A 21,231-nucleotide genomic window follows, 5' to 3' on the forward strand; every position below is an offset into this window, starting at 1 on the left:
CCCGGCGGCGGCCGCCGCACCGCCCTGGCGCGCGGCGGAGGAGCGGCGGGCGAGCACCCGGCGGCGCAGCGCCTGGGACTCGGGCTCGCGTTCCTTGAGGTCGGCCACGATCGGCGTGGCCAGCACGATCGAGGAGTAGGTACCGGCCGCGAGGCCGACGAACAGCACCAGCGCCAGGTCCTTGAGCGTGCCGACCCCGAGCAGGCCGGCCCCGACGAACAGCAGGCCCGCCACCGGCAGCAGCGCGATGATCGAGGTGTTGATGGACCGCATGAGGGTCTGGTTGACCGCCAGGTTGGCCGCCTCCCCCCACGTCATGCGGGCGGACTTCTCGAGGTCCTTGACGTTCTCGTCCACCTTGTCGAAGACGACGACGGTGTCGTAGAGCGAGAAGCCGAGGATGGTGAGGAAGCCGATGACCGTCGACGGCGTCACCTCGAAGCCGATCAACGCGTAGATGCCGGCGGTCATGATGATGTCGTGCAGCAGCGCGGCCATCGCGCCGATCGCCATCTTCGGCTGGAACCGCACGGCGAGGAACAGCACGACCGCCACGAGGAAGACGACGAGCGCGACCAGCGCCTGATCGGTGATGTTCCGCCCCCAGTCGGCGCTCACCGACTCCGGGCTGACCTGGTTCTCCGCCACGCCGGCCGCCTCGGCGACCGCCGCGACCACCGCGCGCTCGGCGTCGTTGTCCAGCGATCCGGTACGCAGGAGCACCGTGTCGCCGCCGACGATCTGCGCCGTGGCCACCTCCGCTCCCGCTTCCGAGGCGGCCTCGCGGACGTCCGCCAGCTGGGACTCCGTGCCGGGCAGCCGGAAGCTGTTGCCGCCGGCGAAGTCGATGCCGAAGTTGAATCCCCGGAAGACCATCGCGGCCAGCGAGAGCAGCACGATCACCGCGGTGATCTTGTAGATCAGCCGGCTCCGGCCGACGACGTCCAGCCCGGCCTCGCCGTTGTACAACCGGTGCGCCAGCGACGCCCGCGGCCTCGCGGCCGCCTCGCCGCCGCCCTCGCGGGGCAGACCGGCAGCGGCCAGATCGTCGTCACCCATCGCGGCCGCGGCCTCCCCGGCGGCACCCCCGGCGTCCCGCGCCTCGTCGGCGTCGGTGCCCACCCGGACGACCTCGTCCTCGGTCCCGGGGCCCCCGGGCCCGTCGTTCCGCGCGTCGCGGGTCATGAACTGCTCCTGTTCTGCGCCGTGGCACCGGCGCCGGCGCCGACCAGCCCGCGGACCGGCCGCGACGCGGGCGGGCGCCCGGACCTGTTGACCTGCCCGAGCCCGGAGATCCGGCCGCTGCCGAACCACTTGTACCGGGAGAGCACCGCCATCAGCGGGTGGGTGAAGAGGAAGACGACGACCAGGTCGAGGACCGTGGACATGCCGAGCGTGAACGCGAAGCCCTTCACGTCGCCGATGGCGAGCACGTAGAGGATCACCGCCGCCAGGAAGCTGACCGCGTCGGCCGAGAGGATGGTCCGCCGGGCCCGGACCCATGCCCGGGGCACGGCCGAGCGCAGGCTGCGCCCTTCGCGGATCTCGTCCTTGAGTCGTTCGAAGTACACGACGAACGAGTCCGCGGTGATGCCCAGCGCGACGATGAAGCCGGCGATGCCGGCCAGGCTGAGCGTGAACCCGATCTCGCGGCCGAGCAGCACGAGGCAGCCGTAGACGACCACGCCGGAGAGGATCAGGCTGGCGATCATCACCAGCCCGAGGGCCCGGTAGTAGAGCAGGGAGTACAGGAACACGAGGCCGATGCCCAGAGCACCGGCGAGCAGCCCGGCTCGCAGTTGCTCCTCGCCGAGCTCGGTGGAGATGGACTGGGCGGTGGCCTGCTCGAAGCTCAGCGGCAGCGCGCCGTACTTGAGCTGGTTGGCCAGCTCCGTGGCGGACTCCTGGTCGAAGTTGCCGGTGATCTCGGTGCCGCCGCCGACGATCGCCCCGCGGATCTCGGGAGCCGAGATGACTCGCCCGTCGAGCACGATGGCCGCCAGGCTGCCGACGTTCGCCGCGGTGTACTCGCCCCAGGCCGAGGAGCCGGCGTTGTCGAACTCGAGGTTGACGACCCACTCGCCGGTTCCGGCCCGCGTGCCTGCCGAGGCGTCGGTGACCGACGTGCCCTCGACCACCGTGGGTCCGAGCAGGTACTTGAGCGTGCCGTCCACGCCGCAGGCGGCGACGTGGTCGTCGGGACGGCCGGCGTCACTCGTCGGGCCCGTGCCGCAGGTCAGCGCATCGAAGGCGGCCTGCGCCTCCTCCTGCGAGATCGGCGGGGAGTTCGGGTCGCGGGCCGGTGTCTCCTCCGCCTCGTCGCCCTCCGCCTCGTCGCCCTCCGGCTGGGCGGTGTCGGTCGGCTCGGCGCCCTCGGTCGGCTCGGCGCCGTCCGTCGGCTCGGCGCCCTCGGTCGGCTCGGCCTCCTCGGCCGGCCCCTGGGCCGCGTCCGCGACGTTCAGCACCGGCCGGAAGCGCAGCTGGGCGGTCTCGCCGAGCTGGCGCGCCTGATCGCCGTCGTCACCGGGGACGGAGATGACGATGTTCGAGTCGCCCTCCGTGACCACCTCGGCCTCGGCGACGCCGAGGCCGTTGACCCGCTGCTCGATGATCCGGCGGGCCAGCTCCAGGTCCTCGCCGGCCGGCGCTCCGCCGTCGGGCGTGCGGGCGGTGAGGGTGACCGTGGTCCCGCCGCGCAGGTCCAGCCCGAGCTGCGGCGTCCGTTGGGTGCCGGTGAAGTAGATGAGGCCGTACAGGACGGCCACGATCAGGATGAACGCGCCGAAGTACCGGCCGGCCGGTAGCGAGCGGTGGGCCACGGTGTTGTGCCCCGGCTCAGAGAGCGTCGTCGGCCGGGCGGGACCCGCCCGCGCCAGGGGGCTCGTCCCCCGGGGTCTCGACGGCTCCGGCCGGCTTGCGGATCTCGAGGATCGCCTGCCGGGCGAACGTGACGACGACGCCCGGAGCGATCTCCAGGTCGAGGGTCGTCTCGCCGAGCGCTGCCACCGTGCCGTGCATGCCGCTGGTGGTCATGACCGGCGAGCCGATCTCCAGGGCCTCCTGGAGGGCCTGCGCCCGGGCCTGCATCGCCTTGCGCTGCCGTGCCGGGAGCACGAACAGCACGACGGCCAGCAGTGCCAGCATGATCAAGAGGAAGGGATCCACGGGTGTGCCTCTCTGCCGCGCGTGCTGCTCCGCGGTCGGTGCGGTCTGGAGAACCGCTCGGGTACGTCGGTCGCGTGCGCGCATCTCGTGCACGGCGCGCGGCGACCCGGCGGGACGCGCACGGCCGCGGCCTCTCGAGTTGCGCGCCAGCGACGGAGTCTAGGCGTCGAACAGTGGCTCTGACGACGAGCCCGTGCCCGGTGGGTCCGCTGTGACCCGACCGAGGGGAATCCCGCCGCGGGGCACCGCGTGCCCCAGGTGCCGCCACGCCGCCTCCGTGGCGACCCGGCCGCGGGGCGTACGGGCCAGGAGGCCGGCCCGCACGAGGAAGGGCTCGCACACCTCCTCGACGGTGTGCGGCTCCTCCCCCACGGCGACGGCCAGCGTGGCGACGCCGACGGGCCCGCCGCCGAACTTGGCCACCAGGGCCTCCAGGACGGCGCGGTCGAGCCGGTCCAGACCGAGATGGTCGACGTCGTAGAGCGCCAGGGCCGCCTCGGCGACCGCGCGGGTGACCCGGCCGTCGGCCTCGACCTCGGCGTAGTCGCGGACCCGGCGCAGCAGCCGGTTGGCGATCCGCGGCGTTCCCCGCGACCGGCCCGCGATCTCGGCCGACCCCTCGTCGGTCAGCTCGACGCCCAGCAGGTCGGCGCTGCGGGCCAGCACCAGCTGCAGCTCGGCCGGCTCGTAGAACTCCATCTGCCCGACGAACCCGAACCGGTCGCGCAGCGGGCCGGTGAGCAGCCCGGCGCGCGTGGTGGCGCCCACCAGCGTGAACGGGTTGATGTCCAGCGGGATCGCGGTGGCGCCGGGGCCCTTGCCGACGACGACGTCGACCCGGAAGTCCTCCATGGCCATGTAGAGCAGCTCTTCGGCCGGACGGGCGATGCGGTGGATCTCGTCGATGAACAGCACGTCACCGGGCGAGAGGTTGGACAGCATCGCCGCGAGGTCGCCGGAGCGCTCGATCGCCGGACCGCTGGTGATCTTGACCGCGGTCCCCAGCTCCGAGCCGATGATGAGGGCGAGGCTGGTCTTCCCGAGACCGGGGGGCCCGGACAGCAGGACGTGGTCCGGTGGGCGACCGCGCCGCTTCGCCCCCTCGAGCACGAGCGCCAGCTGGCGGGCCACCTTGGGCTGGCCGATGAAGTCGTGCAGGGAGTGCGGCCGGAGCGCCGACTCGACCACCCGCTCCTCGTCACCGGCCTGGGGCGACACCGCCCACTCCTGGCCCAGGTCGCCGCTCACCTCACCGGTCAGCGACCGATCGAACGGCGCGCTCATGCCCTACCCAGCAGCTGCAGGGCCTGGCGGAGCAGGACGGCGACCTCGACCGAGCCGGTCTCGACGATCTGGGCGTCGGCCACCGGCGCCAGCTGCGCCAGGGCCGTGTCGGCCTCCCTGGTCGACCAGCCGAGCCCGACCAGGGCCGCCGTGAGCTGGTCGCGCCACGGGGCGACCGGGGTGACCGCGGCCAGACCCCCGGCCGCGGGACCGTCGAGCGAGGTGTCCGTGGTGGTCGAGCCGAGCCGGTCGCGCAGCTCCAGGATCAGCCGCTCCGCGCCCTTCTTGCCGATGCCGGGCACCTGCATGAGCGCCTTGACGTCCGCCATCGAGACCGCCCGCCGCACCTCGCGCGGCGGATGGATGGCCAGCACCGCCTGCGCGAGCCGGGGCCCGACGCCGTTGGCCGTCTGCAGCAGCTCGAACAGCTGGCGCTCGTCGTCGTCGGCGAAGCCGTACAGCGTGAGCGAGTCCTCGCGGACGACGAGGCTCGTCGCCAGCCGGGCGCTCTGCCCGACCTGCAGCCGCGCGATGGTGCCCGGGGTGCACTGCACCGCCAGGCCGACCCCACCGACCTCGACGACGGCGCCGTCGGGCGAGACCGCGGCCACCCGGCCGTTGACCGAGGCGATCATCGGGCCGCCACCCCCTGCCAGCGGGACAGGGTTCGCTGGACGACCGGGGCGCCGAGACCACCGGCGAGCGCCGCCGAGCGCAGCCGCTGCTGGGCCGGCCCGCGCCAGGCGTGGCAGACCGCCAGCGCCAGGGCGTCGGCGGCGTCGGCCGGCTTCGGCGCCTCGGCGAGGCCCAGCACGCGGGTGACCATGGCGGTGACCTGCTCCTTGTCCGCGCGGCCGTTGCCGGAGATCGCCGCCTTGACCTCGCTGGGCGTGTGCCAGGCGACGGGACGGTCGGCCTGGGCGGCGGCGAGGGCCGCGACTCCGGCCGCCTGCGCCGTCCCCGTCGCGGTGCCCTTGTTGTTCTGGGTGAACACCCGCTCGATCGCCACCACGTCGGGCCGGTGCTCGCGCAGCAGGCCGGTCACGGCGGTGTGCAGCTCCAGCAGGCGCAGCTCCAGGTCCAGCTCGGCGAGCGTGCGGACCACGCCCACCCCGATCGCCGTCGGCCGCGCGCCGGGGCGCCCGTCGACCACGCCCCACCCGCACCGGGTGAGGCCCGGGTCGATGCCGAGCACCCGCATGGCCACGCTCCTAGCTTCGCACGAACACCTGTTCGAGCAAACTATCCGGCGCGGACCTGCCGACCCGGCCACGACACGCGGCCGCGCGGGGCGAGCCAGCCCTCGTCCTACGCCCCGGCGGCGACCTTCTCCATGACGTCGTCCGGGACGTCGTAGTTCGCGTAGACGTTCTGCACGTCGTCGAGGTCCTCGAGCGCGTCGATGAGGCGGAAGACCTTGCCGGCGCCGTCCTCGTCCAACTCGACCTGCACGCTGGGCAGGAATCCCATGTCGGCCGAGTCGTAGTCGATCCCGGCGTCCTGCAGCGCCGTCCGGACCGCCACCAGGTCACCGGGCTCGCAGATCACCTCGAAGCTCTCGCCCAGGTCGCGCACCTCCTCGGCGCCGGCCTCCAGGACCGCCATGAGCACGGCGTCCTCGTCGACCCCGTCGGCGGCGGGCACCACGATGACGCCCTTGCGGGAGAAGAGGTACGACACCGAGCCCGGGTCGGCCATCGAGCCGCCGTTGCGGGTCATGGCGGTGCGGACCTCCATGGCGGAGCGGTTCTTGTTGTCGGTCAGGCACTCGATGAGGACGGCGACTCCACCGGCGGCATAGCCCTCGTAGGTGATGCCCTGGTAGTCGACCCCGCCGGCCTCGGCGCCCGAGCCGCGCTTGACCGCCCGGTCGATGTTGTCGTTGGGGACCGAGCTCTTCTTCGCCTTCTGGATGGCGTCGAACAGGGTGGGGTTCCCGGCCGGGTCACCGCCGCCGGTGCGGGCGGCCACCTCGATGTTCTTGATCAGCTTCGCGAAGAGCTTGCCCCGCTTGGCGTCGATCCCGGCCTTCTTGTGCTTCGTCGTCGCCCACTTGGAATGGCCGCTCACGGATCGGTTCCCTCCTCGTTCCCGGCGGCCTCGTGGCGAGCGCTGCCGGCCTGCTCGGTCAGGTGACGGCGGACGATGTCGACGAACAGCGCGTGCACCCGGCGGTCCCCGGTCAGTTCCGGGTGGAAGCTCGTGGCCACCAGGTTCCCCTGGCGGACCGCGACGATCCTACCGGCGGCCTCTCCCCCGACGACCCGGCCGAGGACCGCGACCCCCTCCCCCGCCTCCTCCACCCACGGTGCCCGGATGAAGACGGCGTGCAGCGGTGCGCCGTCCAGGCCGTCCACGGCGATCTCGGACTCGAAGGAGTCGACCTGCCGGCCGAAGGCGTTGCGGCGGACCGTCACGTCGAGACCGCCGACGGTCTCCTGGTCCGGCGGGGCGTCGAGGATGCGGTCGGCGAGCAGGATCATCCCGGCGCACGACCCGTAGGCCGGGAGTCCGGAACGCACCGCGGCGCGCAGTGGCTCGAGCAGCCCGAAGCGCGCGGCCAGCTTGACGATCGTCGTCGACTCCCCACCCGGGATCACCAGCCCGTCGACAGCGGCCAGCTCCTCCGGACGCCGTACCGGGACCGCCTCCGCGCCCTGCTGCTGCAGGGCCGCCAGGTGCTCCCGGACGTCGCCCTGCAGGGCCAGCACCCCGATGCGGGGGCGGCTCACCAGCCGCGCGTCGCGAAGCGCTGGTCGGCGGGCAGCGTGCTGACGTTGAGGCCGACCATCGCCTCGCCGAGGCCGCGGGAGACCTTGGCGATCACGTCGGGGTCGTCGTGGAAGGTCGTCGCCTGCACGATCGCCGCGGCGCGCTGCGCCGGGTCTCCGGACTTGAAGATGCCCGAGCCCACGAACACGCCTTCCGCGCCGAGCTGCATCATCATCGCCGCATCCGCGGGCGTGGCGATGCCGCCGGCGGTGAAGAGCACCACGGGGAGCTTGCCCAGGCGCGCCACCTCGGCCACGAGGTCGTACGGCGCCCGCAGCTCCTTGGCGGCCACGAACAGCTCGGTCTCGTCGAGCGTGCCGAGCGCCTTGATGCCGGCCCGGATGGAGCGCATGTGCCGGGTGGCCTCGACGACGTTACCGGTGCCGGCCTCGCCCTTGGAGCGGATCATGGCCGCGCCCTCGGAGATCCTCCGCAGCGCCTCGCCCAGGTCGGTCGCGCCGCAGACGAAGGGCACGGTGAACGCGCTCTTGGCGATGTGGTGCGCCTCGTCGGCCGGGGTGAGGACCTCGGACTCGTCGATGTAGTCGACCCCGAGGGCCTGGAGCACCTGCGCCTCGACGAAGTGGCCGATGCGGGCCTTGGCCATCACCGGGATCGAGACCGCGCCGATGATCCCCTCGATCATGTCGGGGTCGCTCATCCGGGAGATGCCGCCCTCGGCGCGGATGTCGGCGGGCACCCGCTCGAGCGCCATGACGGCCACCGCGCCCGCGTCCTCGGCGATCTTCGCCTGCTCGGGGGTGACGACGTCCATGATGACGCCGCCCTTCAGCTGCTCGGCCATCCCGCGCTTGACGCGGTCGGTTCCGGTGGAGGGGTTCTGCGCTGACACGGGATGCGGCCTCTGGCTCGATGGACGGGCGGAGCCTCGATCCTACGGGCGCCGGGCGCCGCGGTGACCGGCGCCGACCACGGACTCCATCCGGTCGTCGATGTCGAAGAACCGCGGCAGGGGCCGGCCGGCGTGCAGCCGCAGGAGCCGGGGGAACCTCCGGTACCGCAGCGCCTGCGTGTCGCGGACGGCGTCGTTGTAGAAGCGCCGGGCCAGCGCCACCCGGGTGCTGGTGCCGGCCAGGTCGGTCTGCACGGCGCGGGGTACGCCCGGCAGGTCCGCCGGCAGCTCGCGCAGCTCACGGCCCAGGGCGTTCTCGGCCGCCTCCCGGTCACCCAGCTCGGTCGACCGCGCCTCGGCGGCCACCCGGGCCAGCCGTCGGGCCCGGTCCTCCCCCAGCGCGTCGGGATAGCGGCCGGCCAGCTCCTCGGCCAGCCCGGCGCGGCGCTGCAGCTGGGACTCCAGCGTCGTGCGCGCCTGCGCGACCCGGCCCTCGAGCCGGCGCAGGCGCACCAGCGTCCAGGTCGTCCACGCCAGGAGGACGAGGACGACCACGAGGGCGATCCAGATCCATTCCTCGGCGCTCACGAGGCGTCACGCTAGCGGGGAACCCGCCGTCTCCGGGAGTTCCTCGGCCGCGCGTCCGTCGGTGGCACGCCCGGGACGTCGACGTCGTCCTGCGCCCTGACGCCTCCGCCACCGGCGGGCAGGACGGTCTCGTAGACGGCGAGGATGCGCCGCGCGAGGACCGGCCAGTCGTAGGTGCGGGCGGCGTCGGCGCCGCGGGCCACCAGCTGCGCCCGGCGCTCCGGGTCGGCGAGCAGGTCGCACAGCGCCGTCCCGAGCGCGGCCGCGCTGCCCCGGGGCACCAGCACGCCCGCCTCCCCACCCTCGAGCACGCGGGCGAAGGCGTCCAGGTCGCTGGCGACGACGGGCGCACCGGCGGCCATGGCCTCGATGAGGACCACCCCGAAGGACTCGCCGAGCAGGTTCGGCGCGCAGTACACGTCGACGGTGCGCAGGAAGGCGGCCTTGTCCTCCTCGGACACCTCGCCGAGCAGGACGACGTGGGGGGCCAGGTCCGGGCCGATGAGGTCCCGGACCTCCGCCGGGTTCCCGCGCCCGGCGACGAGCAGCCGCGCTCCGGGGTGCCGGGCGACGACCGTGCGCATCGCCTCCAGCAGGACCGGCAGGCCCTTGCGGGGCTCGTCGTACCGGCCCAGGAAACCGATCGTGGGGCCCTGCGCGTCGTCGTCCCACCCCGGCAGCCGGGGCCCCTCGGCGAAGAAGTCGACGTGCACGCCGTTGGGGATGATCACCGCGTCCCCGCCGAGGTGCTCCACCTGGAGACGGCGGGCGAAGTCCGACACCGCGATCCGGCCGGCGATCTTCTCCAGCCAGGGGCGGGCCATGGGGCCGGCCGCCGCCAGCCACTTCGAGCGGGTGCTCGCCGCGTGGAAGGTGGCGACGATCGGCCCGGTGGCGATCATGCAGGCGAGCAGGGAGACCGACGGCGACGCCGGCTCGTGCACGTGGACGACGTCGAACCGGCCCTCCCGCAGCCAGCGGCGCACCCGGGCCGCCGACACGGGGCCGAACTGCATGCTGGCCATCGAGCCGTTGTAGGGCACCGGCACCGTGCGGCCGGCGAAGGTCGCGTGCTCCGCCGGCAGCGACTCCTCCCGCTCCGCGGGGGTGAGCACCTCGACGTGGTGGCCCATGCCGCGCAGCGTCTCGGCCAGGTCGCGCACGTGGTACTGCACCCCACCGGGCACGTCCCACTTGTACGGGCAGACCAGGCCGATGCGCATCAGGAGACCTCCGCCGATGCCCGGTCGGCCGGCCGCCGGGGCGGATCCGGAGGCACGTCGGGCCAGATGCGGCCGAGCATGTGCCAGTCCTCGGGCTGGGTGGCGATCGTCTCGGAGAACGCGTCGGCCACCCCCTGCATGGCGGCGGACACCCGGTCCTTGAGGCGGCCCTCCCCCCGCACCGGCACCTCGGGGTGGATGGTGACCCGCCAGCCGGACTCGGCGAACTGGCAGACGGCCGGGACCAGGGCAGCGCCGGTCCGCTCGGCGAGGAGCGCTGCGCCCGACGGCATGGTGGTGGGCCGGCCGAAGAAGTCCACCGGCACCCCGCCGGCGCCGAAGTTCCGGTCGACGAGCAGGCAGGCCACCCCGCCGTCCGCGAGCCAGTCGCGCAGCACCTCGGAGCTCGGCCGCTCGCCACCGGTCAGCGGGACGACCCGGAAGCCGAGGGTCTCCCGGTACTCCAGGAAGCGGCGGTAGAGGGACTCCGGCTTCAGCCGCTCGGCGATGGTCATGAACGGGCCGCCGAGCCAGTCGACGAACCAGGCGCCGGCGGCGTCCCAGTTGCCGCTGTGCGGCAGGGCGACGACGACGCCGCGCCCCTCCTCGCGGGCCCGGGCGATGTGCTCGAGCCCGGGGAGCACGGTGTCCCGCCGGATGCGGTCGGCCGTGAGGGTCGGCAGGCGGAACGCCTCCTGCCAGTACCGCGCGTAGGAGCTCATGGCGCGGTCGGTCAGCTCGTCCAGCTCGGTCCCGGACAGCGTCCCGCCGGTGGCCACCCGCAGGTTCGCCCGCAGCTGGCGCACGCCCCCGCCGTCGCGGCCGGCGGCCCAGCGGCCGGCGCGGTCGAAGCCGGCCCGTGCCGCCGGCTCGGGCAGCATGCGGACCGCCCGCCAGCCGGCCGCGTACCCGACGTCGGTCAGCCGGCCGGTGAGCCGGCTGCGCAGCCCCGGGGGCTCGGTCACGGCCTCGGCGGGGACGCCGGCAGGGCGGCCCCGGCCGCCCCCTTGCGGACGGCGACCATCCGCTGGACCACCGTGATCGCGCTGCCGGCGACCAGGAGGACCAGCGCCACGTGCAGCGAGTACGGGATGCCCAGGCCGGTGAAGCCGGTGCCCACGAGGACGATGATCAGCCGCTCGGTGCGCTCGACGATGCCGACGTCGCAGGACAGGCCGACCCCCTCGGCCCGCGCCTTGATGTAGCTGGTGAGCACGCCGAGCACGAGGCAGATCAGCGACAGCAGCACGAACAGCCGGTTGTCCCCCTCGCCGGAGAACCACCAGGCCAGCGCGGCGAAGATCGCGGCGTCGGCGGCGCGGTCGCCCACCGAGTCCAGGACCGCGCCGAACACCGAGCCGCCGCCCCGGGCGCGGGCCAGCGCACCGTCGAGCATGTCCAGCATCACGAACATCCAGACGGCGAAGGCGCCCCAGAACAGCTCGCCGTTGCCGATCAGGAACACGGCGGAGACGACCGCGCCGAGGGTGCCCGTGACCGTCACCATGTCGGGGGTGACCCCGGCGCGCAGGAGCGCGGGGACGACCGGGGCGACGACCTTGGCGACCACCGGCCGGGCGTTGACGCCGAGCATCAGCCCTCCCTCCCCGGCCGCTCGGCCAGGTGCTGCTCCCAGGCCTCGGCGAGCAGCGCCCGGGTCTCGCGCAGCACCTGCGGCAGGACCCGGGTGAGCCCGACGACCGGCATGAAGTTGGTGTCCCCGCCCCACCGGGGCACGGCGTGCTGGTGCAGGTGGTCGGCGATGCCGGCTCCGGCGACCGCGCCCTGGTTCATCCCGATGTTGAAGCCGTGGGCACCGGCGACCTCGCGCACCACCCGCATCGCCGTCTGGGTGAACAGACCGAGTTCGGCGACCTCGTCCGCGCTGAGATCGGTGTAGTCGGGGACGTGCCGGTACGGGACCACCATCAGGTGCCCGGCGTTGTACGGGTAGAGGTTGAGGACGGCGAACACCGTCGTCCCCCGGGCCACCACCAGCCCGTCCTCGTCGTCCATCGTGGGGATCACGCAGAACGGGCAGTCGTGCGTGCCCGTCGGCTTCCCCTCGCCGCGGATGTAGGCCATCCGGTAGGGCGTCCACAGGTGCTCGAACGCCTGCCCGACCTCGTCGCTCATCCGGCCACCTGCGGCGACTCGGCCGTCGGGTCGGCGTTGTGCCGCCCGGCCACCCAGGCCGCGACCTGGTCCACGGCGTCGTCCACCGGGACGCCGTTGCGCTGGGAGCCGTCCCGGTAGCGGAAGGACACCGCGCCGGCCTCGGCGTCGGTGGCGCCGGCGATGAGGACGAACGGCACCTTCTGCTTGCTCGCGGTGCGGATCTTCTTCTGCATCCGGTCGTCGGAGTCGTCGATCTCGACGCGGATGCCACGGGCCTTCAGCTTCAGCGCGACGTCGTCGAGGTAGGGCACCTGCTCGTCGGTCACCGGGATCCCCACCACCTGCACCGGCGACAGCCAGGCCGGGAAGGCGCCGGCGTAGTGCTCGGTGAGGACGCCGAAGAAGCGTTCGATGGAACCGAACAGCGCCCGGTGCAGCATCACCGGCCGCTGCCGGGACCCGTCGGCCGCGGTGTACTCCAGGCCGAAACGCTCGGGCAGGTTGAAGTCCACCTGGATCGTCGACATCTGCCAGGTGCGCCCGATCGCGTCCTTGGCCTGGACGGAGATCTTCGGTCCGTAGAACGCGGCGCCGCCCGGGTCGGGGAACAGCTCCAGACCCGAGTCGAGCGCGGCCTGCCGGAGCGCCTCGGTGGCCCGCTCCCAGCCCTCGTCGGTGCCGACCGACTTCTCCGGGTTCCGGGTGGACAGCTCCAGGTAGAAGTCGGTCAGGCCGTAGTCGGCCAGCAGCCCGAGCACGAAGTCGAGCAGCCCGCGCAGCTCCCCCGCCATCTGCTCGGGGGTGCAGTAGATGTGCGCGTCGTCCTGGGTGAACCCGCGGGCCCGGGTGAGCCCGTGCACGACGCCGGACTTCTCGTAGCGGTAGACGGTGCCGAACTCGAACAGCCGCAGCGGCAGTTCGCGGTAGGACCGGCCCCGGGAGTCGAAGACCAGGTTGTGCATCGGGCAGTTCATCGGCTTGAGGTAGTAGTCCTGCCCCTGCCGCCGGAGGGTGCCGTCGCTGTCGCGCTCCTCGTCGAGATGCATCGCCGGGTACATCCCCTCGGCGTACCAGTCCAGGTGACCCGAGGTCTCGAACAGATGGCCCTTGGTGATGTGCGGGGTGTTGACGAAGGAGTAGCCGGCCTCCTCGTGGCGCTGCTGGCTGTACTTCTCCAGCTCGCGGCGGATGATCCCGCCCTTCGGGTGGAACACCGCGAGCCCGGACCCGACCTGGTCGGGGAAGCTGAAGAGGTCCAGGTCGACGCCCAGCCGCCGGTGGTCGCGCCGCTCGGCCTCGGCCATCTGCTCCAGGTACGCCTTGTGCGCGTCCTTGCTCTCCCACGCGGTGCCGTAGATGCGCTGCAGCTGGGGGTTCTTCTCGCTGCCGCGCCAGTACGCCGCGGCCACGCGGGTCAGGCTGAAGGCCGAGATGGTGCTGGTGCGCGGCAGGTGCGGGCCGCGGCACAGGTCGGTCCAGACCCGGTCGCCGCTGCGCGGGTCGAGGTTGTCGTACATGGTCAGCTGCGCGCCGCCGACCTCGACCGAGGCACCCTCGGTGTCGTCCGCACCGCCCTTGAGGCCGATCAGCTCGAGCTTGTACGGCTCGTGCGCGAGTTCGGACCGGGCGTCGGCGTCCGAGATCTCCCGCCGCGAGAAGTGCTGCCCGGCCCGGACGATCTCGGTCATCTTCTTCTCGAGGGCCGCCAGGTCCTCCGGGGTGAAGGGCCGCTCGGGCTCGAAGTCGTAGTAGAAACCGTTCTCCACCGGCGGACCGATGCCCAGACGGGTGCCGGGGAACAGCTCCTGCACCGCCTGGGCCAGCACGTGGGCGGCCGAGTGCCGGATGACCGCCCGGCCGTCGGGGCTGGCCGCGGGAACCGGCTCGACCTCCGCGTCGGTCTCCGGGCTCCAGCCCAGGTCCTTGAGCTCACCGGTCGCCACGTCGCGGACCACCACGGCGCCGTCGGGGCCCTTGAGCGGCACGCCCGCGTCCTTGAGCGCCTGGGTCGCCGTCGTCCCGCCCGGCACCCGGACGGATGCAGGTGACCCGGGTGGGGTGGCAGGCTCGGGCGGGGTCGACACGAGAGCGCTCCAAGGGTGGCGGGGTGGGACGACGATGCGGGGAAAGGCGTCCTGAGCCTAGTGCGAGGGGCCGGTCACCCCGGCCGGATATCCAGACCGGCCTGCACCGCGCCCCGCCGGCCGAGGACCTCGGCGATGCGCGCGAAGCTCTCCGGGTCGGCCGGGACGATCCGGACGGACCCGGCGCCCACCTCGATGCGCAACGGCACGGCCTCGGCTGCGGTCACGGTGAAGCGGCCGTCGGCACCCCGGGTGAAGGTGAAGCGGGCCGCCACGGAGTCCTCGGTCGGATAACCGCGCGTGGCGTGCTCGGCGAGGTGGTTGCCGAGCCCGTAGGCGGCCCACTCGCCGTCGATCGACTCGATCGGCTGGACGACGTGCGCGTGGTGACCGAGCACCAGGTCGACGTCCGGGGAGGCCAGCAGCGTGCGGACGGCGGTCACCTGCGCGCCCGTCGGATCGTCGTCGTACTCCGCGCAGCAGTGCAGGCTGGCCACCACGGCCTGGGCGCCCGCGGCCCGGGCACGGGCGGCGGCCGCGAGCATCCCGCCGACGTCGGGCACGTCGGCGACGTCCACCGACCACTCGCGGCCGGCCGGCAGGGGCACTCCGTTGAGGCTGAAGGTCGCCGCGACGTGCCCGACCGTCACACCGCCGACGTCGATCAGCGTCGCGGCCACGCTCTCCGGTTCGCTGCGGTAGGTGCCGCTGGGCACGATCCCGGCCGCACGCAGGGCCTCGATCGTCCGCACCAGCCCGTCGAAGCCGTCGTCGAGCGAGTGGTTGGAGGCGGTCGAGCACAGGTCGTAGCCGGCACCGGCGAGCGCGTCGACGATCTCCGGCTGGACCGCGAAGCTCGGATAGCCGCGGTAGGGCCCGCCCGCCTCGGCGATCGGCGTCTCCAGGTGGCAGATGGCCAGATCGGCGTCGCCGATCAGCCCCGCGACCGGCGCGAACACCCCGGAGAAGTCGTAGCTGCCGTCCGGCCGGCGGGCACCCTCGGTGAGGGCGCGCCCCTGGTGGACCAGCACGTCGCCGGTGGCCACCAGCGTGAAGCTCTCGGGGGCGGCCGGGGCGGTGACCGTCACCCGAGGATCGGGCACCCGCTCCGGGTTCTCCGGTGTGCCCTCCCCCGGCCCGCCACAGGCGGCGAGGAGGAGCACTCCGAGGACCGCCGCCGCCCTGCGCACGGCGCGAACCTAGATGTACTGACCCCGACCGTTGTTGACGTAGGAGCGACCTCCGGGTCGGGTGTGGAGCTGTCTGACGGCTACCCACTCGGCCACGGAGGTCGCTCGTGTCTCACGCTAATGCCCGCCTGACTCCTGCCGGGCGGTTGATCCTGGTTCAGCGGATCGCCACCGGTCGCCCGCCGGCGCACGTAGCAGCGGAGATGGGCGTCTCCCGGGCGTGCGCCTACAAGTGGTGGAACCGGTGGAAGGCCGATGGCAAGGCCGGCCTGGTCGACCGGTCCAGCCGTGCCCACAGCCACCCTCGGCGCACCCCGGCGTGCTTGGAGACTCAGATCAGGATCTCTCGGCACCTGTCTCGCCGCGGACCGGTCGCGATCGGCGCCCACCTGTCGGTGCCGGCCTCGACCGTGGGGCGGGTGCTGCGCCGACACAGCACCCCGCTGCTGGCCGCCTGCGACCCGGTGACCGGGCAGGTCATCCGGGCCTCACGGCGCAGCGCTCACCGCTACGAACACGACCGGCCGGGTTCGCTGATTCACGTCGATGTGAAGAAGCTCGGCCGCATCCCTGACGGCGGTGGATGGCGCGCCCACGGCCGCGGAACCCGTCCCGCCGCACGCCGCAGGCTGGGTTATGACTACGTCCACGCAGCGGTCGACGACCACTCCCGGTTGGCCTACGCCGAGATCCTCGGTGACGAGAAGGGCGCTACCTGCGCCGGATTCCTCACCCGCGCCGCAGCCTTCTACGCCGGCCACGGCATCAGCATCGAGCGGGTCATCACCGACAACGCGAAGAACTACCGGATCTCCCGGGACTTCGCCGCCGCCGCCGAAGCGATCGGCGCGACCCGCAAGTTCATCCGCCCGCACTGCCCGTGGACCAATGGAAAGGTCGAACGGTTCAACCGCACCCTCGGTGCCGAGTGGGCCTACTCGCGCGTCTTCGCCAGCAACGACGACCGAGCCGCCCTCTTGCCCACCTGGCTCAACCACTACAACCTGAACCGGCCACACCTGGGCATCGGCGGACGCTCACCCATCAGCCGCGTCAACAACGCTGTAGGTCAGTACACCTAGAGCAGGACGGCGTCCCCGGCCGTGACCGTGCCCGCGCGCCGCACCTCTGCGTAGACCCCGAGGCAGTGCGTCGGCGTGCGGGTCACCTCCAGCAGCGCGCCGCCCACGTGCAGGGTGCGGCCCACCCAGCTGCGCTCGTCCTCGTCCCCGTCGAGGGAGAGGAGCAGGTTGGCGCGCGGATCGTCCGCCGTGCACCCCTCCGGCACGTCGCCGAAGGCGGCGCGGTCGATCGCCCGGCGGGACACGAGGTGGACCGGCGCGGCACCGGGCCGGTCCTTCCCTGCTTCCAGACGCACCGCCTTCCCGAGCAGGCAGCTCAGTTCCGCGGCGACGTCGTCGGGGGCTCCCTCGCCTGCGACCGTCGCGAGCTGCGGGACGTCCTTCGCCCGGACCGGTGTGCCGGACCCGTCGACGACGGTCCAGGCACGGTCCCCGACGAGGCCCGCGGATCCGATCTCGGCGGCAGGCACGGCGACACCGGCCAGCGACCGCACCGGGTAGATGCGGATCTGCTCGACCCGGCCCACCGGCCGCTGCCCCGTCATGACGGGGACGCTACGCAGCGCTGCGGCGCTGCAGCCGGCGGAGCTGACCGTCCAGGTACGGGCGGGCGCGGCGCTGCCCGCCCCGGACCGCCATCGCCTCGTCCAGGGCGACCAGCGCCCGACCGAGCCGCGCTCCGTCCGGCTGCCACCCCCGTCTCCGGCACTCCTCGAGCCAGTCGACGGGGCTGCGATGACCGCGCTCGGAGTTGCAGCGGCGGCAGGCGGCGACCTCGTTCTCCAGCCAGGACGGCCCGCCCTTCAGCCGCGGGACGACGTGCTCGGTGGTGGGGAGGAGCAGCGGACCGAAGGCCCGGCCGCACCAGACGCAGGTGTTCCCGTCCCGGTCGACGACGGCGCGCAGCCGCGCGGCGCGGTCGGGTTGCGGCGTCATCACCTGCCATGGTCCCCGGTCCTCCCGGACCGTGCCCGGCCGACAGAGTTCCCGCCACGACTTCACGTGGTCGCGCCTTGACTTCAGGTAGCGACTCGCTGCCCTGATCAGATTCGAGCCAGTTCCGTGTTTGGACGTCTCCCCCCGCCGTGCTGCTGCCGTCACCCTCTCGGCCCATGGCGGCCGGCACCCGCTGTCCGCACCCGGCGGAGGGCGAGGAACAGACATGAGGAGTACGACGCGGCTCGGCCGCTGGTCCACGGGGGGTGCCGCCCTCCTGCTGGCGGTCTCGCTGGCGGCCTGCGGTTCGGACGACGACAGCGGCAGCGACACGGAGGCCACGGAGACCAGCGCCGCCGAGACCACCGAGGCCGAGGGTGGCGACGCCGACGCCTTCTGTGCGGCGGCCGTCGAGGCCGAGACGACCATCGGCCAGGGCCCGCCGGTCGACTTCGAGGCAGCGACGCCCGAGGAGATCGAGGCCGCGCTGGCCGAGTTCAGCCAGGACCTGGAGCCCACGCTCGAGGAACTGGAGTCCGTCGCCCCCGAAGAGATCAGCAGCGACGTCGAGTCGCTCTCGGGCCAGGTGCGGCAGGCACTGGAGACCGGCGACGACAGCGTCTTCGAGAGCGAGGAGTTCGTCTCTGCCGACGCCGCCATCGACGAGTACATGCTCGACAACTGCGGCTTCGAGCAGATCGAGGCGACCGGCGTCGACTACGAGTACGAGGGCATCCCCGACACGGTGCCTGCTGGCACCGTCGCGGTGACCTTCGACAACCAGGGCGAGGAGGTGCACGAGATCGGCATCGTCCGTATCAACGACGACGTCACCGCGTCGGTCGAGGAGTTGCTCGCGATGCCGGAGGACCAGGTCATGTCGATGATCACCTTCACCGGCGTGGCCTTCGCCAACCCGGGCGAGAGCGACACCACGTTCCTCCGATTGGAGCCGGGCCGCTACGCCGCAGCCTGCTTCGTCCCCGAGGGGACGACGCACGACACCGAGGGAGGCGGCCCCCCGCACTTCACCCTCGGGATGTTCGCCGAGTTCACCGCCGAGTGACGGCTGTTCTCGGATGCCGGCGACACGACGCCAGTTCCTCGGGCTGACCGCCGTCGCCGGGTTGTCGCTGCTCACGGGTTGTTCCGCGAAGCAGTCGCCGGCCGCAGGTCCCCCGACAGCGGGGGGCCTGCGGCTCACGGCCGCACCGATGCGGCTGGACCTGGCCGGCCGCTCGGTGCCGACCTGGGGGTACGGCACGGTGCCCGGCCCCGAGATCCGGCTGCGCGCCGGGGACGTCATGCGCGTCCAGCTGGAGAACGAGCTCCCGGAGGACACGACCGTCCACTGGCACGGGCTGGCACCGCCGAACGGGATGGACGGCGTCCCCGGGATCACCCAGGAGCCGGTGGCGTCGGGTGAGGGGTTCACCTACGAGTTCGAGACCGCGATCGCCGGCTCCTTCATGTACCACGCGCACGTCGGCATGCAGCTCGACCGCGGGCTGTACGGGCCACTGATCGTCGAGCCGCGGACCGAGGAGCTCGCCTACGACCGCGAGTACACGCTGATGCTGGACGACTGGCGGGACGGCGTGGACGACCACGCCGGCCATGCCGGCCAGGGCTCGGCCCCTGCCGAGGAGGACCCCGACCCGGCCGACCTGGTCTCCTTCGGCGGCCGGGTCTACCCCCTGCTGCTGGTCAACGGCCGCCCACCGGAGGACGCCGCGGTGTTCGAGGCGCGCCCCGGCGACCGGCTGCGGCTGCGGGTCATGAACATCGCCGCGGACACCGGCTTCCGCTTCGCGATCGCCGGCCATCGGCTCACGGTCACGCACTCCGACGGCATGCCGGTGGAGCCGGTGACGGTCGACGCCCTGCGGCTGGGCATGGGCGAGCGCTACGACGTGCTCGTCGAGGCAGCACAGCCCGGAGGCGTGTGGCAGCTGGGCGTCCAGGCGGAGGGGCGCCGTGGCTGGGGTCGGGCGGTGCTGCGGTACACCGGCAGCCAGGCGTCGGCTGCCCCCGTCGCCCACGACCGCCCGGCGGAGCTGGACGGGCGCCTGGTCTCCTACGACGAACTCCTCGCCGTCGAGCCGCTGGCGCTGCCTTCGGGAACGCCCGACCGCCAGTACGACCTGGTCCTCTCGGGCACGCAGATCGACAGGCAGAGTTTCCCCGACGCCGACCCGCTGCCGGTCGCCGAGGGCGAGTGGGTACGGGTCACCATGCGGAACACCAGCGCCAAGTGGCATCCCATGCACCTGCACGGCCATCACTTCCAGGTGCTGACGCCGTCGGGCCGCGGGCCGGTCAAGGACACGGTCTCCGTGCCGGCGCGGAACGGCATGGTCACCTTCGACTTCCTCGCCACCAACCCCGGCGACTGGCTGTTCCACTGCCACAACCACCACCACATGGAGGACGGCATGGTCCGCCTGGTGCGGTACCTGCCCTCGTGACCCCCCGGAGGGGAGCGCGGGCGCCCGACCGGCCCCGCTGGTCCGCGCCGGTCCTGGGGACGACGAAGGGCCAGGCTCCCCGGGTCTCCGGGTTCACCTGGCCCTCTGTGCCGGTGGGCGATACTGGGTTCGAACCAGTGACCTCTTCGGTGTGAACGAAGCGCTCTACCACTGAGCCAATCGCCCGGCGCGGTCCCGCAGGACCGCTGCACGAATTGTGCCAGACGCTCAGCGCCAGAGCGGAAGCCACCCCGGCACCCAGTCGGGCACGCCCACGATGTGCAGCGTCACGACCACCGCCCCGTAGACGAACGCCGCGGTGGCCGCGGCCAGCACCAGCCGGACCCACAAGCGCTGGGCGGCGACCCACTCCGTCCAGCGCTTCACGTGCGCCTTGGTGAACTCCAGGAGACGTTCGGCCCAGGTGAACTCGCTGGCCAGGACGAACAGGCCGGCGATCACCGTCAGCCAGCCCGGCCCGGGCAGCGGGATGGTGACCAGGCCGACGCACACGATCAGGGACCCGACCAGCCCGACGGCGACCCGATAGGCGTGGTCGATGCTGCGGCGCCGGGCGAGCCGTCTGCGCCAGGCGGTGTCGGCCACCCGCTCCCGCAGGCTGTTCACGTCGTCCGCGTCGTACCGGGCTCGTCGCTCGTCCCGCGTCTCGGCCCCCGGGTGCCGGTCCGGCGGAGCCGCGGTCTCCTGTCCGCTCAGCTCGCCACCTCCCCCATCACGCCTGCTCCGTCGCGTCGACGGCCGCCAGCAGCTTACGGGCGGGCGCGGATCCGGAGTCCGGTTCTCGACACCATCCGTCACGTCCGTCCCAATCCTGTTTCCGAACCCTTCTCGGCGGACACACACAGGACCATGACCGAGATCCGGGGCCGGTGGGACAGTTGTGACAGGAGTGGCGCCGCGCGTCACCCCCGCGTCGGAACGTCGTTGACCTGACATGACCAGCCGCTGGAACCCAGGGCACACCTCGCCCATCACGCTGCAGCTGATCGGTCCGCAGTCGTGGACCGAGGTGCCGGCCTTGCTCTGCTACGACGCCACTGACCCTTTCGCCGTGCGCATCGCGTTCGGCGAGATCGGTGACGACCGACAGGTCGTCGACACCGACGAGGGCATCGCGTGGCTGGTGAGCCGCGAACTGCTCCAGTCCGGTCTCGACCGGCCCTCCGGCGAGGGCGACGTGCGCGTCTGGCCGGCCCACGCGGCCAGCGACGTGCTCTTCCTGCACCTGCGCGCACCCTCGGGCGAGGCGCTGTTCGAGCTCTCCCGCGCCGTCGTCGCGGGCTTCCTCCGCCAGACCGAGGCCCTGGTGCCGTCGGGCACGGAGAGCGACCTGCTCGACCTCGACGACGAGCTGCACGTGCTGCTGTCCAACGGCGGGGCGGACCCCTCCGGCCGCTGACCTGCGGGAACGGCCCGGTCGCACCCCAGGGTGCGGCGGGGCCGGACC

The 21,231-nt window shown here is 73.1% G+C and carries 23 protein-coding genes and 1 tRNA gene; 4 read left to right on the top strand and 20 right to left on the bottom strand.

Features of this window, described 5'->3' with window-relative positions:
• The 16 genes from secF to BN344_RS00705 all read right to left on the bottom strand — a co-directional run.
• Positions 1–1,185: protein translocase subunit SecF (gene secF / locus BN344_RS00630; protein ID WP_081788283.1), on the bottom strand; the 1,185-nt coding region annotated here is incomplete at its 3' end.
• Positions 1,182–2,819: a protein translocase subunit SecD gene (gene secD, locus BN344_RS00635; protein WP_040336621.1), complete on the bottom strand. Its 1,638-nt coding sequence runs from the start codon at positions 2,817–2,819 to the stop codon at positions 1,182–1,184. The genes secF and secD, both read right to left, overlap by 4 nt.
• 16 nt (positions 2,820–2,835) lie before the next feature.
• Positions 2,836–3,165, bottom strand: coding sequence for a preprotein translocase subunit YajC (gene yajC, locus BN344_RS00640; protein WP_051515381.1), 330 nt, complete (start codon positions 3,163–3,165; stop codon positions 2,836–2,838).
• 159 nt (positions 3,166–3,324) lie between these two features.
• Positions 3,325–4,449 carry a Holliday junction branch migration DNA helicase RuvB gene (gene ruvB, locus BN344_RS00645; RefSeq protein WP_040336622.1) on the bottom strand — a complete coding sequence of 375 codons (1,125 nt, stop codon included), beginning with the start codon at positions 4,447–4,449 and terminating at the stop codon, positions 3,325–3,327.
• On the bottom strand, positions 4,446–5,084 hold the full coding sequence (gene ruvA, locus BN344_RS00650) for a Holliday junction branch migration protein RuvA (protein WP_040336623.1): 639 nt from the start codon (positions 5,082–5,084) through the stop codon (positions 4,446–4,448). Before ruvA ends, ruvB begins: the two co-directional genes overlap by 4 nt.
• The gene (gene ruvC, locus BN344_RS00655) at positions 5,081–5,650 is read right to left on the bottom strand and encodes a crossover junction endodeoxyribonuclease RuvC (protein ID WP_040337719.1); all 570 of its coding nucleotides are present in this window, start codon (positions 5,648–5,650) and stop codon (positions 5,081–5,083) included. Before ruvC ends, ruvA begins: the two co-directional genes overlap by 4 nt.
• Before the next feature lie 107 nt (positions 5,651–5,757).
• Positions 5,758–6,519 (bottom strand): YebC/PmpR family DNA-binding transcriptional regulator, encoded by a 762-nt coding sequence (locus BN344_RS00660; protein ID WP_040336624.1) that lies wholly within the window; start codon positions 6,517–6,519, stop codon positions 5,758–5,760.
• Positions 6,516–7,181, bottom strand: coding sequence for a pyridoxal 5'-phosphate synthase glutaminase subunit PdxT (gene pdxT / locus BN344_RS00665; protein WP_040336625.1), 666 nt, complete (start codon positions 7,179–7,181; stop codon positions 6,516–6,518). The genes BN344_RS00660 and pdxT overlap by 4 nt, the downstream gene beginning before the upstream one ends.
• On the bottom strand, positions 7,178–8,074 hold the full coding sequence (pdxS, locus tag BN344_RS00670) for a pyridoxal 5'-phosphate synthase lyase subunit PdxS (protein ID WP_040336626.1): 897 nt from the start codon (positions 8,072–8,074) through the stop codon (positions 7,178–7,180). The genes pdxT and pdxS overlap by 4 nt, the downstream gene beginning before the upstream one ends.
• 42 nt (positions 8,075–8,116) lie before the next feature.
• A complete protein-coding gene (locus tag BN344_RS00675; protein WP_040336627.1) occupies positions 8,117–8,662 on the bottom strand; it encodes a LemA family protein in 546 nt (181 codons plus the stop codon).
• 11 nt (positions 8,663–8,673) lie between these two features.
• Positions 8,674–9,885: a glycosyltransferase family 4 protein gene (locus BN344_RS00680; protein ID WP_040336628.1), complete on the bottom strand. Its 1,212-nt coding sequence runs from the start codon at positions 9,883–9,885 to the stop codon at positions 8,674–8,676.
• The gene (locus BN344_RS00685; protein ID WP_155858694.1) at positions 9,885–10,850 is read right to left on the bottom strand and encodes a phosphatidylinositol mannoside acyltransferase; all 966 of its coding nucleotides are present in this window, start codon (positions 10,848–10,850) and stop codon (positions 9,885–9,887) included. The genes BN344_RS00680 and BN344_RS00685 overlap by 1 nt, the downstream gene beginning before the upstream one ends.
• Positions 10,847–11,479, bottom strand: a complete 633-nt coding sequence (pgsA, locus tag BN344_RS00690) for a phosphatidylinositol phosphate synthase (RefSeq protein ID WP_040336629.1) — start codon at positions 11,477–11,479, stop codon at positions 10,847–10,849. Before pgsA ends, BN344_RS00685 begins: the two co-directional genes overlap by 4 nt.
• The gene (locus tag BN344_RS00695) at positions 11,479–12,021 is read right to left on the bottom strand and encodes an HIT family protein (RefSeq protein ID WP_040336630.1); all 543 of its coding nucleotides are present in this window, start codon (positions 12,019–12,021) and stop codon (positions 11,479–11,481) included. The genes pgsA and BN344_RS00695 overlap by 1 nt, the downstream gene beginning before the upstream one ends.
• Positions 12,018–14,033 carry a threonine--tRNA ligase gene (gene thrS, locus BN344_RS00700; protein ID WP_040336631.1) on the bottom strand — a complete coding sequence of 672 codons (2,016 nt, stop codon included), beginning with the start codon at positions 14,031–14,033 and terminating at the stop codon, positions 12,018–12,020. Before thrS ends, BN344_RS00695 begins: the two co-directional genes overlap by 4 nt.
• Before the next feature lie 128 nt (positions 14,034–14,161).
• Positions 14,162–15,277: a CapA family protein gene (locus BN344_RS00705; protein ID WP_040336632.1), complete on the bottom strand. Its 1,116-nt coding sequence runs from the start codon at positions 15,275–15,277 to the stop codon at positions 14,162–14,164.
• A gap of 107 nt (positions 15,278–15,384) precedes the next feature.
• On the opposite strand from BN344_RS00705, the gene BN344_RS00710 reads away from it, so the two are divergent.
• Positions 15,385–16,359, top strand: coding sequence for an IS481 family transposase (locus BN344_RS00710; protein WP_040336633.1), 975 nt, complete (start codon positions 15,385–15,387; stop codon positions 16,357–16,359).
• Here BN344_RS00710 and BN344_RS00715 read toward each other — a convergent pair.
• Together BN344_RS00715 and BN344_RS00720 are read right to left on the bottom strand one after the other, a co-directional pair.
• Positions 16,356–16,904, bottom strand: coding sequence for an MOSC N-terminal beta barrel domain-containing protein (locus BN344_RS00715; protein WP_040336634.1), 549 nt, complete (start codon positions 16,902–16,904; stop codon positions 16,356–16,358). The two genes, BN344_RS00710 and BN344_RS00715, sit on opposite strands and share 4 nt — an antisense overlap.
• A 10-nt stretch (positions 16,905–16,914) precedes the next feature.
• A complete protein-coding gene (locus BN344_RS00720) occupies positions 16,915–17,295 on the bottom strand; it encodes an HNH endonuclease (RefSeq protein ID WP_040336635.1) in 381 nt (126 codons plus the stop codon).
• 226 nt (positions 17,296–17,521) lie between these two features.
• On the opposite strand from BN344_RS00720, the gene BN344_RS00725 reads away from it, so the two are divergent.
• Both BN344_RS00725 and BN344_RS00730 read left to right on the top strand, forming a co-directional pair.
• Entirely contained in the window at positions 17,522–18,361 is an 840-nt protein-coding gene (locus tag BN344_RS00725; RefSeq protein WP_040336636.1) for an MPP10 family protein, read from the top strand.
• Positions 18,362–18,374: 13 nt separating this feature from the next.
• Entirely contained in the window at positions 18,375–19,763 is a 1,389-nt protein-coding gene (locus BN344_RS00730) for a multicopper oxidase family protein (protein WP_040336637.1), read from the top strand.
• A gap of 114 nt (positions 19,764–19,877) precedes the next feature.
• Here BN344_RS00730 and BN344_RS00735 read toward each other — a convergent pair.
• A tRNA-Val gene (locus BN344_RS00735) sits at positions 19,878–19,949 on the bottom strand.
• 42 nt (positions 19,950–19,991) lie between these two features.
• Positions 19,992–20,390 (bottom strand): TIGR02611 family protein, encoded by a 399-nt coding sequence (locus BN344_RS20460; protein ID WP_231486388.1) that lies wholly within the window; start codon positions 20,388–20,390, stop codon positions 19,992–19,994.
• Positions 20,391–20,718: 328 nt separating this feature from the next.
• Here BN344_RS20460 and BN344_RS00745 point away from each other — a divergent pair, with 328 nt between their 5' ends.
• Positions 20,719–21,183: an SsgA family sporulation/cell division regulator gene (locus tag BN344_RS00745; protein ID WP_040336638.1), complete on the top strand. Its 465-nt coding sequence runs from the start codon at positions 20,719–20,721 to the stop codon at positions 21,181–21,183.
• Positions 21,184–21,231: the final 48 nt, after the last annotated feature.

Origin of the sequence: Candidatus Blastococcus massiliensis AP3, from assembly GCF_000582785.1 — a bacterium.
GTDB classification, from domain to species: Bacteria; Actinomycetota; Actinomycetes; order Mycobacteriales; family Geodermatophilaceae; genus Blastococcus; species Blastococcus massiliensis.

What these genes read in the sequence shown, in the direction of transcription:
- ruvC (WP_040337719.1), bottom strand. Translation starts at nt 5,650, where the DNA reads ATGCGGGTGCTCGGCATCGACCCGGGCCTCACCCGGTGCGGGTGGGGC.
- BN344_RS00695 (WP_040336630.1), bottom strand. Translation starts at nt 12,021, where the DNA reads ATGAGCGACGAGGTCGGGCAGGCGTTCGAGCACCTGTGGACGCCCTAC.
- BN344_RS00745 (WP_040336638.1), top strand. Translation starts at nt 20,719, where the DNA reads ATGACCAGCCGCTGGAACCCAGGGCACACCTCGCCCATCACGCTGCAG.
- BN344_RS00680 (WP_040336628.1), bottom strand. Translation starts at nt 9,885, where the DNA reads ATGCGCATCGGCCTGGTCTGCCCGTACAAGTGGGACGTGCCCGGTGGG.
- ruvA (WP_040336623.1), bottom strand. Translation starts at nt 5,084, where the DNA reads ATGATCGCCTCGGTCAACGGCCGGGTGGCCGCGGTCTCGCCCGACGGC.
- pgsA (WP_040336629.1), bottom strand. Translation starts at nt 11,479, where the DNA reads ATGCTCGGCGTCAACGCCCGGCCGGTGGTCGCCAAGGTCGTCGCCCCG.
- BN344_RS00725 (WP_040336636.1), top strand. Translation starts at nt 17,522, where the DNA reads ATGAGGAGTACGACGCGGCTCGGCCGCTGGTCCACGGGGGGTGCCGCC.
- BN344_RS00730 (WP_040336637.1), top strand. Translation starts at nt 18,375, where the DNA reads ATGCCGGCGACACGACGCCAGTTCCTCGGGCTGACCGCCGTCGCCGGG.
- ruvB (WP_040336622.1), bottom strand. Translation starts at nt 4,449, where the DNA reads ATGAGCGCGCCGTTCGATCGGTCGCTGACCGGTGAGGTGAGCGGCGAC.
- BN344_RS00715 (WP_040336634.1), bottom strand. Translation starts at nt 16,904, where the DNA reads ATGACGGGGCAGCGGCCGGTGGGCCGGGTCGAGCAGATCCGCATCTAC.
- BN344_RS00720 (WP_040336635.1), bottom strand. Translation starts at nt 17,295, where the DNA reads ATGACGCCGCAACCCGACCGCGCCGCGCGGCTGCGCGCCGTCGTCGAC.